The organism is Arthrobacter sp. Z4-13, from assembly GCF_054792705.1.
On the sequence record NZ_CP096459.1, the window covers coordinates 1655126 to 1666747 of the forward strand.

At 60.6% G+C, this 11622-nt stretch carries 7 protein-coding genes and 1 pseudogene; 6 read left to right on the top strand and 2 right to left on the bottom strand.

The window, feature by feature from the left end:
- The first annotated feature begins 11 nt into the window (after window positions 1-11).
- A complete protein-coding gene (locus M1E07_RS09330) occupies window positions 12-740 on the top strand; it encodes an AfsR/SARP family transcriptional regulator (protein ID WP_461189937.1) in 729 nt (242 codons plus the stop codon).
- A gap of 154 nt (window positions 741-894) precedes the next feature.
- On the opposite strand, the gene M1E07_RS09335 is transcribed toward M1E07_RS09330, so the two are convergent.
- Entirely contained in the window at window positions 895-1146 is a 252-nt protein-coding gene (locus M1E07_RS09335; RefSeq protein ID WP_461189938.1) for a hypothetical protein, read from the bottom strand.
- 1027 nt (window positions 1147-2173) lie between these two features.
- Here M1E07_RS09335 and M1E07_RS09340 point away from each other — a divergent pair.
- A pseudogene (locus M1E07_RS09340) lies at window positions 2174-3361 on the top strand (IS3 family transposase); the annotation flags it as partial.
- A 2118-nt stretch (window positions 3362-5479) separates the two neighbouring features.
- Here M1E07_RS09340 and M1E07_RS09345 read toward each other — a convergent pair.
- The gene (locus tag M1E07_RS09345; RefSeq protein ID WP_461189939.1) at window positions 5480-6172 is read right to left on the bottom strand and encodes a hypothetical protein; all 693 of its coding nucleotides are present in this window, start codon (window positions 6170-6172) and stop codon (window positions 5480-5482) included.
- Between the two features lie 683 nt (window positions 6173-6855).
- Here M1E07_RS09345 and M1E07_RS09350 point away from each other — a divergent pair.
- The 4 genes from M1E07_RS09350 to M1E07_RS09365 all read left to right on the top strand — a co-directional run bounded on the left by M1E07_RS09350 (window position 6856) and on the right by M1E07_RS09365 (window position 11590).
- Complete coding sequence (locus M1E07_RS09350; RefSeq protein WP_461189940.1) at window positions 6856-7500, top strand: response regulator transcription factor; 645 nt, start codon at window positions 6856-6858, stop codon at window positions 7498-7500.
- Between the two features lie 282 nt (window positions 7501-7782).
- Window positions 7783-10299, top strand: coding sequence for an ATP-binding protein (locus M1E07_RS09355; protein ID WP_461189941.1), 2517 nt, complete (start codon window positions 7783-7785; stop codon window positions 10297-10299).
- Window positions 10296-10907 (top strand): Pvc16 family protein, encoded by a 612-nt coding sequence (locus tag M1E07_RS09360; RefSeq protein ID WP_461189942.1) that lies wholly within the window; start codon window positions 10296-10298, stop codon window positions 10905-10907. The genes M1E07_RS09355 and M1E07_RS09360 overlap by 4 nt, the downstream gene beginning before the upstream one ends.
- Window positions 10904-11590 (top strand): hypothetical protein, encoded by a 687-nt coding sequence (locus M1E07_RS09365; RefSeq protein WP_461189943.1) that lies wholly within the window; start codon window positions 10904-10906, stop codon window positions 11588-11590. The genes M1E07_RS09360 and M1E07_RS09365 overlap by 4 nt, the downstream gene beginning before the upstream one ends.
- Window positions 11591-11622: the final 32 nt, after the last annotated feature.

Consider the following 11622-nt stretch of genomic DNA (forward strand, 5'->3'; position numbering starts at 1 on the left):
TGGGGGTAACCATGGACAACGGTGACTATGGTGATTTTCAACTAAGCCTTTTTCAGTCATGGAGACTTATTTCGGGCACCAATACGGTGCACGTCGCACAGCGCCAACAACGTTTAATTGCGGCGCTTGCCATAAATGGCCCCCGGCCCCGAAGCTATTTAATCGGACTGCTTTGGCCGGAGCATTCCGAGTCGCGAGCCATGGAAAGTCTGCGTGTGAGCGTGCATCTCATCACAAGGCAGGTACCGGGCCTGTTAATCAACGGCGGGGCCGTGCTCTCACTCAACGAGGTGGTGGAGGTCGACCTGCACCGGGTCCGGTCGGAAATTCAGCACCTGAGCCAAGCCGGGCCCAACGGCAATACTGCTTCATGCCTTCACGAATTACGTCATGCAGAACTGCTCCCCGGCTGGTACGAAGACTGGGTCATCTTTGAGCAGACCCGGCTTAGGCAGGACCGTCTGCACGCCCTTCTCGTCATCGCCCGCGAGTCCCTGGCACGCTACGACTACGAGGTTGCAGTGGAAGCCTCTGAGGCAGCATTGCAACTTGAACCGCTCTACGAACGAGCGGTCGGACTCCTAATTCAGGCTGAGCGACAGCAGGGTAACACCGCCTCAGCACTTCGAGCCTTCGCGAGGTATCAAGCGCAGCTTAAGGCCGAAATGGAAATTGCTCCATCGGAGACAATTAGAAGACTTGTTGCAGACGTTCGGCGAAAGGCAACTGAAACGGAATGATAGACACGTTCCAGGGACAGACTGAACCGTAGAAGTGCAACAGGCTCAGGGCAAAAGCCATAAGCTACTCCCCAACGGTCATTGACAGTAATGCTTGGGAGTCCATGGGCAGAGTTCCGGTGATCTTGCTTCTAGACTTCCGGTCCCCGCGTTTCTAGCCTTCGTCCGGGGACCCCGGCTGAGCAAAGAGCCACCGACGCACGACGCTCAAGGCCTCGTCCGGATCGGCAGCGACGACCGTGGCAGGATCACCGTTTGGACCTTGGCTGTAGGTTATCCTGGCGCGGAAACTGGGCACATGGTCCGGTTCGTACCAGGTGCGGATGACCAGCGTGCCCAGGGGCGGCATCACCGAGTCTGCCCCTTCGTGAGCGGAGATTCCTGGCGGACTATCATCGCTTGTCATTGCACTTCCCCCTGCTTCAGTCTCCGACCACACACATGCCGGAGATCCCAACTTCCCAAAGCTCGGGCACGCCCAGGCTGTCTGCAGAGAGCCCGGGCATTGCTGCCAAGGAAGGCGCGAGAACCGGCACTCGCCGCATACCTTTGATCCTGCTGCACCAGAATCAGGAATTCACCAACGTTCGCAAGAGGGTTGCTCAAGATTGCCCGCCTTTAAAAATGACTCGCCGAAATAGGTGTTGCGCCTTTGTCTCAGATATCACTATGGATCCCCGAACGCGTCAGATATGACAAATCTAGTCATACATCCGCAGGGGCGCAAATTCATTCGACGCACGGCGAATTATTGATGCACCTCGATCCGTTCCTGAAGTAGTGAGGCGATCCTATCTCTGGTTTGGGGGTGGCTTGACCCCTTGTCAGGAACCAAACGGCCCAGTCTCTAAATCGCGAATGCCGATAACAAGGACAATGATTCCGGACAGTGGGGGCCAATATCCTATGCGCGTGAAGAAAACTAGCTGCCGCATATCCTAAATAATTGGGGGGTGTTTGCCCTGTTACCTCTCACGGTTCGGATCTGCTGTAGCTTTGAGACGGGAGCAAACCTAGATCCTTTACCAATCTTGATTAAAGTTCGAACGGAACGCACAGGCAAACGTGTGGTTATAGCCCTCGGCGCTTCGCCCAGCCAGCCGGGCAGGAGTTTGCTGCTCGATTCCCACCTCACGAGCGAGAGATGCTTATTGTTCCGGGCCGACAACGTGCGTTTGGATCCTCACCCATTCTTTGAACATGTCAAGAACTGCGAACAATCGGATTCAACTCGGGCGAGATGCTTGCCTTGCCCCGCTATTGCGCGTGGGTATTACTGCCTGGCCGGTAGGAATTCTGGGTGGTTCTCGAGCAACCTCGACTACCGAGCTTTCACTTGCGTGCTCTAGTCGTACTGGTGGGGTTAACCTCTGTTGGTGGACACCTGAAGTAGCGGGATCCTGGGATTCTGCGGGAAGGTGTTCTTGTGAGCACGACGACGTAAATTCACTCCGGAGTATCGGCGGGAGGCTGCACGCCTCGTCATTGATACGGGCAGGCCGGTCGCGCCGGTGGCCCGGGAGCTGGGTCTGGGTGAGCAGCTGCTGGGCCGGTGGGCGGCCCAAGAACGGGCCCGGTTGGAGGCTCCCGAGGATTTCGCGGCGGCTGAGACGGAGAAGTCTGAGCTGGAGCGTTTGCGCCGGGAGAACGCGCAGCTGCGGATGGATAACGAGTTCCTGGGAAAAGCCGCAGCCTTCTTCGCTTCCAAGCAGCAGAAACGGAATGCTTCGAGCTGATGGAGGCCGCGAAGGCTAACTACCCGGTCCAGCGAATGGCCCGGCTCTTACGGGTGTCCCGGTCCGGGTTCTACTGTTGGCGCCGACGAGGCTCGGTCGCGGCGGATCGGGCCGTGATGCGGGCCGAACTGGATGCGAAGGTCCGGCGGGTGCACGCAAATTCGACCGGGATCTACGGGGCGCCGCGGGTTCAGGCCGCGTTGGCCAGGAACGGGACCGGCGTTGACCGGAAGACTGTGGCCGCCTCGATGCGTCGGCAGGGCCTGGAAGGGATCTCGCCGCGGCGGTTCCGGCCGGTAGCACCAATCGGTGAGGCGCGGGTGCATTCAATCCCGGATCTCGTGGCCAGAAAGTGGGACACGGGCGAGCTGGACGCGGTTTGGATCTCGGACATCACCTACCTGCGCACCGGCGAAGGCTGGGTGTATCTGTGCGCTGTCAGGGATGCCTGCTCCCGGCGCGTGATTAGGTGGGCGATGGACTCCACCCAAACCACCAGCCTGGTGGAGCGGGCGCTGCGCATGGCCTACATCCTGCGCGGCGGCGGCCCGGCCGGGGTCGTATTCCATGCAGACCGCGGCACCCAGTACACCTCCGCCCAGCTCAACGACGTCTGCACCGGACTGGGCATCAGGCAGTCCGTCGGACGGACAGGCGTGTGCTGGGATAAAGCGATGCAAGGAATCCTTCTGGTCGACCCTGAAGACCGAGTTCTACGACCGACGCCGGTGGGCAACAAGGCAGGACGCGATCCGGGCAACAGGACGCTGGATCGAGGAGTTCTACAACCGCTCCCGGTTCCACTCCGCCCTGGGATACACCACACCCGTCGAACACGAACAGTTCCTCACCAGCAATAAACCTCAGCCGGCACAAGCCGCCTGATCAACTGTCCACGATTTGCGGGTAACCCCACTGGCTCACCGTTGGTTTGAGGGGAAGACGCGGGGGAGAGCAGTCGAGGCGGCATTGGCGCTGTGCCTCTGTTCTCGTGGACGCGCAAACCAAGTGTGGTTATGCGTATGGTCACGGCCAGCGTAAAGGGCGAGGGGGATCATAAACCTGTCGATGACAGCCGATGGCGTAAGCGCGGTTTGAGCCAAGCTGCCCTACGCAGGTCATGGCAGATTGGAGCGGTGGAATGGTTCGCTACGAGGATGTCGACGCCCACAACCTCGGCGGCAGGATCGGACTCAACGTATTACTCGCTGCGCTGTCCAGTACCTCGTCAAACCTGGGGACGAAGCGCACACCTCTTCAATCGACGCCGACGGTACGTTCCGGAAAAAACTCACGGCAGGCTCGCGGAACTCTTTCATTGCCCTGCGGCCGCAGCCGGAGCCCCTCGAGAGCGGGATTCTGTACACCGCCACTACCGGAGTTCTTGCTGTTGGCTTGTACGATTATAAACAACGGGCAGCGTTCGGCGGCGCCGGTGGCACCTCTGCCAACCTGCGGGTCGTTACAGATCCCTGCGCGCGGTATGGCACCTGCGAGAACGAGAACTCTGGAGTTGTGGTGGGCGGGAGGTAACCTGCTTACAACGTGGCGCGAAGGGATTCCGCTTAGCCAGGAACAATCGGCGAAAGCCCCACTCCTCGTCCGAACCCTTCGCCGTAGCAGCTAAGATCTGCAGCACCCAAGGTCAACGGTTGCATTTAGCAGTCAAGTCTGCTGAAGGGCCAACACTGCCTCCGGCAGGGCTGCTTGGGGGTGTCCCTAGCAAGGAGTGGCCGCGACGACGTTTGATAGTCCAGATTCGTTGTTCCTCCCGTCCGACGCTAGAACGGCGAAGCTGGCCGTCTCGCCAGGAAACATCAACAATTCGAATGATGTGAACTGCCCCTCTACTAACCCTGCAAATCGGCTACCGTTATATATGCGGTAGTTTTGAACGGCGACGTTATCCTCTGAGCCGTCCCATCGCAGAGTTATAGAACAGTCACTTCGGCTTTCTACAAGCAAGTTTTGGGGTGTGGTGGGTGCCGCCGTATCGATCGGCGGGATGACCACACCGCCACCACTATTTCGGGGTCTAGGTTCGGGCTCTGTGGGGGCGTCACCCCCGGTCGCCCACTCCCTGATAACCGTGAACGGAGCGGGTCCCACCCCGGTTCTGTCGTGTACATATTGCATTCCGGCCAAAATTAGTGCCAGGACGCCGGTGATAGCGGACACGACGCCAGCAATTACTCCAACATGTGACTCAGCCACAAAAGCCCCTAGCATCTACGCATTGCTTGTTTCACCCTCAAACCACCCCCTGGACTGCCACCTCTGCGGCACTGTTCCCACAACCACTTTAGGAGGGGCATGTGCAATAGTCTGGCAGGGAGTCGAACTGACCTTTTGCCTCGGTTTCAGGCTTTGGCGAACTACCGCCTTCGGCCAGAGTTCAGGGAACTACATTTGTGTTTTGACGTGCGGTGTTGGCACCAGCGCTCCTCCATTTCTGCACCGCGCCGAAGACGCTGCGAGGAATACGCTGCCATGCTGACGTTACTGCAGCGTTATTGGTCTTTCCATAGCAGTGGAGGCGCTACTAGCTGAAGTCTGCTGATCGTCGAAGCTTTGCCGGCTCAAGGAACGCCGCTTCCAGCGGATCCGGGACCTTCTCACCGCCGGCGCCATGGAAGTCCTCTGGTCCAAATACCGCTGGCTGCGAGGAAGCAGCCTGTCCGCGGCTCTCATTCTTCGAATCGACCACGCGGGTCCCTCGTCATGCCCGTCCACCACCAGGCTCCGGGACCATGTCGTGGACGCGGTCATCAATTCCGGCCGCGCCGTATCCGAAACCGCTGCGGCGTTTGCGGTCTCCTGGTGGATCCGGGAAGGTCGTCGTGCGAGGAGATTTCGTGCACCCAGATTCCGTAATTCCGGCGGAGAAATTCGACATCTACTTTGTCTTTTGAGCACACCGCGAAATGCGGGTGCCTGCCGGTCCGTGGAATTCGATTATCTGGCTGAACAAATCTAAGAGGTAGCTCTCACTCAAGCCACTGCCTAGGAAAGGAGTGTGCGGCTGCGAAAAACTTCCGCAAATGCTCGACGAAATCCCTCGGATCGCAGTGCAACGCGCCGGTAATCGGCGTGGCCGACGACGATCTGATGCCGCAAGCTGTTCCGGGGGTGGTGCTCGCCCGTGACACTGAGCCCGTTCGGCGCTACCCATTCCTGGTAATTTGACAGAGACCCATCTTTGGTGCGAATGAGGGCCTGCCCGCCGAGGTACCCTTGCAGGGCCCACAGGAACGGAGGGGCCGGGTAGCTGAGGGCTGACAAGACCCGATGGCAGTCGATGGACGACCTTCCGACGATCTGGACGGTGGCTTCCCGCCGCTCGTCCTCTGGCGCCTTGGCCGCCCAGGGCCTGGTCAGTGCCATTTCATGGACGGCCGCGGGGTAAAGATCGTCGTAGTTGGTCGTGAGCACCAGGGGCCAGTAAAGAGAGGCAAGAGCGTGAGTCTGCGGAGGGGGCGCTGCTGGTCCGTGCTCGAGGAGTGCTTTGCTGACGCTGTCGGCGACCATCTCGCCGTGGCCCAGCCTAAGTTGGGCCAATGCTTGCGCTGCCCGGCGGGCGTAGTCGAGCTCGTTCCAGCCGGAGCGTTGGGCATCCGACGCACTACCCGCGGTGCCTGCCGCTGCCTCCAGCGCCTTGATCATCCCCGGCCAGTCCCGGCATACCTCCCTGCTCATCCCAGATTCTAGGAACGGGACCAGCCGACCACGCGCATACGCCGAGCGCAGTTCTTGTAGGATCTGCATCACGCACCTCAGCTCGTTGTTACGTGCCGCCCCAACGGCCCAATTGCGCCCATCCCGATCTGGTTGGACCTGACCGTGACCATGACCTCATATCCCTATTTCCCCGAGATGGTGGATAGACCGCTGTAATAGTCGCCCGTTACGTCGGCGTTACGACCTCTCCGACTGCTGGTTGCTGAGCGAGCCGAAGATCTAAGCGGAACCACAAACTGGTTCGCCAGGGCATGCTCGATGACCTAACCGCTCTAGGGATCGATCAGATCGTGCTCTAACTGTCTGCCCGCGGGCTGACCGGCCCGGATCTGATGGTCGATGATGGTGACGGACCCATATTAGGGTCGCTGCGGATCTTTAGGGGCCCACTCCGCGGCAGCTATCCCGGGCTGACATAAAAAGCACTTCCCGCGGTCGCAGTACCTCAACTGCAGACGCGGTCGCGATGTTGCGGAGCGCGGCCTTCCGAAATAGACGGCACTTGGTTCGCAGTAACGCGACAGTAACGCCCCGGGCTGGACGATGGGTGGCCGTAGCTCTATGAAGTCCAAGCGGGCTTAAGGGGTGCTCGGACACCTCAAGGCGGCCGGCCTGCCGGGCAACGAGAAGGGGAAGTGCTAGTGCGCGTTCTCGTCTATTCTCCAGTACGGCTCTTTGGTGAATGCATGGCCGCTTTTCTGGAGTCGGAAGGTTCACTTGTCACCGTACTGACTGAGCACAATCTCGACAATCTTGATTTCAGAGCGATGCAACTCGGCGCTGATGTAGCCCTAATCGATGTCACAGCCCCAGAGGCCCGGGCGGTGGCCGGGCTGGTGAAAGTTGTCTGTCCCGATGTATCAACCATCGCGGTAGCGGTCACCGAGGTTGCCGCAGAGGTTATCGCCTGCGCCGAGTCCGGCTTTGATGCCTATGTTCCCCGGACCGCCTCTCCTGCCGAAATGCTTGAGACAATATACAGGGTTCAGCACGGGGAAACCGTGTGCCATCCTCGAATTGCCCGGACTATTTTCAATGAATTAGCCCGACGCCATTCCCCGCAATCGCCGCAGGATCCGGATTGTTACCTGACGCCGCGGGAGGTCGAAATCGCACGCCTCCTGGGACAGGGCGCTGCGAACAAGGAGATTGCAGCAGAGCTTCATCTCAGCGTCGCGACGATCAAGAACCACGTCCACGCGGTTCTACGTAAGCTCAACGTGGGCAGCCGCGCACAGGTCGCGACGCTGCTTCTCGAGAACCCGCTGGCCCTGCGGCTTCGGTAGCTTCGTCGAGGCTTATGTATTCAAGCCCGCCGCGGGGCTCAACGCGATCCGGTGCCTACTACGGACAGAATAATCGTTTATCTGGCGTATCTCCTGCTTAAGCCGGGCTTGAACTGTCGGTAGCGCGCCCCGTGAGCCGCAATTTTGAGTACCAAAACCAGATCCAATGAACCGTGGATCCTGAACCCATGCTAGATCTCTTTTGGCCCTCGGGATCCATGTTCCACTATCGCGGGTCCCCCCATACTGAGACCACAACTCGGACGGACGGGAGGAGCGGCGGTGAAGCGAACGACGGTATACCAAGGACCCTTTTCGAGTGGGCCCTTCGCCGAAGGACTGCGCGCGCTGCTTAAAAGGATCGTCGAGTTCCGCGTCATTCCCGTAGACAACACTGACTCCCTTCCCAGGACAATGAGCGGCGACCCTGCGATCCTGGTCATGGAAGGAAACGACCCTGCCCTGTGCCGCCGGTTTCTCGCGCTGGATGCCGTCCGCATGGTGGTTCTTATCGACCCGGCAGCGGCACTGACCTTCGTGGGCGTCGACAATCCCCGGTGGACGGAGTTGGCCAATGTCGTCAGGGCGGTCGTCCAAGACTCGGAAGCTTGTCTTCCCGGTGCGGCCGACGACAGGGTCCGGGTTGTGGACGCCGAATGGTTCACCTCAAACCATCGTCAGGACTTCCCCCTCGACCGCGGTGGGTTGGAATCAATCATGCGATGGCTCGAATTGTGTCTCGCATTGCGACTTTCCGACAGAGGGGACAACGGCAACTCCGGCGTCCCCGGGTGGTCCGTAACTCCCTGTGAAGCCATCAACATGCTCCTCGGGGATGCGCCCGGGAAGATCACCATGTCAACCCCGTTAGATCTAAACGAGCGATTGCGGGATGCGGAAAGCGACCTCTTTGTCAGCGGACGCACGTTGCCGAGGGACATCATCGACATCAGGGATGCCTTCAACCTGTCCAGCGAGGAGCTTCGATTCCTGGTTCTCGTGCTGGCACCCGAGTTCGACGGCCGGTTTGCGACGGCCATCGGTGTTCTCCAAGACGATCTCACCCGGCGCAGGCCCGGCCTGACCCTGATTGCCGAACTCTTATCCGACACCGAGCAGACCAGTTGGGATCTGCGGCGGAGCCTGATCGGTCCCGACTCCCTCGCTGGCAAGGGGCTATTACGGGCTGAACCCGAAGGCCTAGCGGTCGAGGCTCCTCTCGTTCCCAGCGCCGCAGTTGTTGCTTACCTCCTATCGGATTCACCGGATCAAATCGCCGCCACTGTCGGTGCGAGGTTGTGGCAGCCGACGGCAGTTCTCGAGCCACCCTTCTCCTTCGAGGAGGAGCGGCTCGCCCGTCAGCTTATGCTCGTGGACCACGACTCCGGCCCTGTCAGGTTGGTCGGTGGCGACCGGTCCGGGCGGTGGTTCGGCCGGTTGGTGTCGGGGTTGGACCTGGCGCTGCTGGTGGGGAATTTGCACGCAGGGCACTCCGGTGAGGAGCTGACCTTGAAGGCGAGCGATTGGTGTGTCCTGAGCCGCTTGATGGACAGTGGCCTTCTCTTGCTGGGGACGGAGACCCTCACCGAAGTAGAGCGTTCACAGATTGGCAGTGTAGTTCTGAGCCGAGCGCGGGAGAGGAAGTTGGTGGCGGCCGACGGCGATCTGTCGGACGGCTGCGGGCAAACGAGTAGTCTTGTGTTGGAAGCCCCGGGCACCTCCGCTGCCCAGCGCTCTGCATGGTGGGCCACGGCAGCCCTCCACGCCGGACTCCTGCTGGACGAGGCTGGCCTCGAGCGGTTGGCGGCCACGGTGAACGTCGACCCGGATGACTACGCTTCGGCCGTCGGCACGGCTCTGCGATTGGTCGCCGCTGGTGTGGGCGGTACATTGGTAGAGCTCGTGCAACGGTCTGCCCGGGAACTCACACTATGCGAACTGCCCGCCGGCGTTCGGCGAATTGAACCGGTCTACGGCTGGAACGACATCATTCTCGGTGAGGAGAGCCGGAACCTCCTCGAATCGATCCCGCAGCACGTCCTGTACGAGGGACGCGTCATGGAGGAATGGGGTTTCGCCGCACGGATGGCCTATGGACGCGGAGTCTCTGCACTGTTCAGCGGACCGAGCGGCACAGGCAAGACGATGGCAGCGCAGATTATCGCCAAGGACCTGGGCGTGGACCTCCTGCAGGTTGACCTGTCCAAGACGGTATCGAAGTACATCGGTGACACCGAGAAGAACCTCGATCGCGTGTTTGAGGCTGCCGAGTGCAGCGGTTCCGTCCTGCTTTTCGACGAGGCCGATGCGATCTTCGGTCGGCGCACTGAAATTAAAGACGCGCACGATCGGCACGCCAACGTCGAGGTCGCCTACTTGCTGCAGCGGTTGGAGTCGTTCCGGGGCCTGACCATACTCACAACCAACCTGAAGCAGAACATCGACAACGCCTTCGCCCGGCGACTGCGTTTCGTCATCGAGTTCACGCTCCCCACGGCTGCAGAACGGGTGAAACTATGGCAAAAGGCCTTTCCCGAAGGGGTCCTGGCCGACGGTGACCCGGACGTTGCCGCGATCGCCAGCCGGCTTCCAATCGCGGGCGGGAGCATCCAGAACATCGCCCTGCACGCAGCGTTCCTCGCGGCACCGGAAGACGGACCGATCGGCGTCCGGCATCTCTTCGCCGCTCTGCGCCGGGAACTGTTGAAGTTGGGGATGCGCACGGCGCTGAGCAGTCTCGAAGAGTACATGCCAGTGATCGTTCGTGCCGGCGGAATCGACCCGAGGGTCGCATCATGAGTGCGAACGCGATTGCCCTGATCACCGACGCCGTCCGCCTGCGTCTCGAGGCCGCGGTCGGCGTCGGCAAGGTCTACGTCGGACCGCCGGTCGCCGAGGATGTCGGTGATCGGAAACTCGCGCTGTTTCTGTTCCACATCCTGCCCAACCAGGCGATGAGGAATCAGATCCACTATGTCCCCGCCTCCATCGACCCGGCGGATCCCTTCGTCGAAGCGAATGCGATCCCGCTGGATCTCCGCTATCTAGTCTCAGCGTTCCGGTCCACGGGTACCGGAAACGGCGGGCTAGCCGACCCCGACGAGATGCTTAACCTGGGGGCTGCAATTCAGCAACTCCACGCTCACCCCGACATCGACAGCTCGCAGGTGCCGAACCAGATGGCCCGGATTACCCCCGAGCCCTTCACCATGGAGGACCTCAGCCGCGTCTGGTCGTTGCTACCCCAGACGTCGTACCGGACCTCCGTCGTCTACTTGGTCAGCCCGGTGTTCATTGCGTTGGCCCCGCCGGTCGATTCATCAAGGGTGACGGAGCGTGGGTACCAACAGGGCCCACTCTCTGCCGAGCCCACCTTGGGTGGAGCACCTTGGAGGACCGAGCCGTGAAATGGACGCTACTCGGGTCCGAAGTGGGACGTACCGATCGTGTCACCGCGGTCATCATTCCAATGGACGGTGCGACCCGGATCCCCGTCCGAAGCGGCATCGATGTTCAGCTTTGGGACCGGGACCGGCAGGAAATACGCCCGGTCCGCCTGATCAAGAATCTTAACGGCCAATTCGCCCTGCTGAACGAGGAAACGAACCAGGAGGTGACATTCAGAATTGTCACAGAACGGTCCGACTACCGGGGCCCGGTGTTCCAAACTTTCAACCCAGAAGTTGACGGGAGTGTACAGGTGGTCGCTCTCGAACGCCGGCCGAACGCGTCATTCGACGACGTTGCGACGTTGGTGCGTGGCCGCGTCGTAGGGTCAACTAACGCTGGCGGCCCGGGCACCCACGCCGTGGAAGGCGTCAAGGTAGCGGCTTTCGTGAGCGACGCAGCCGGAGCGGCCGGCCACCAGTTCGCCGTCACGACCGACGATCGTGGAGCCTTCGCCCTCATCGTCAATATCAAGAGACCCGCACCGGACGAAACGCAAACGGTCCCGGCCCAGCTGCGATTCGAGAAGGATGGCCAGCCGACGCGGATCCTCGACATCAACTTGAAACATGGCCTGACGCATGCGTTCTCCAGGGCCATTGATCTCGACGACAACGACCCGATCAAGTTCAGCCACGAATAGAAACGAAGTGCAATCAAGAAAGGAGTGCGCGG

Excerpts from the sequence above, each read along its gene's own strand:
- M1E07_RS09330 (WP_461189937.1), top strand. The coding sequence starts at position 12 with ATGGACAACGGTGACTATGGTGATTTTCAACTAAGCCTTTTTCAGTCA.
- M1E07_RS09335 (WP_461189938.1), bottom strand. The coding sequence starts at position 1,146 with ATGACAAGCGATGATAGTCCGCCAGGAATCTCCGCTCACGAAGGGGCA.
- M1E07_RS09345 (WP_461189939.1), bottom strand. The coding sequence starts at position 6,172 with ATGAGCAGGGAGGTATGCCGGGACTGGCCGGGGATGATCAAGGCGCTG.
- M1E07_RS09360 (WP_461189942.1), top strand. The coding sequence starts at position 10,296 with ATGAGTGCGAACGCGATTGCCCTGATCACCGACGCCGTCCGCCTGCGT.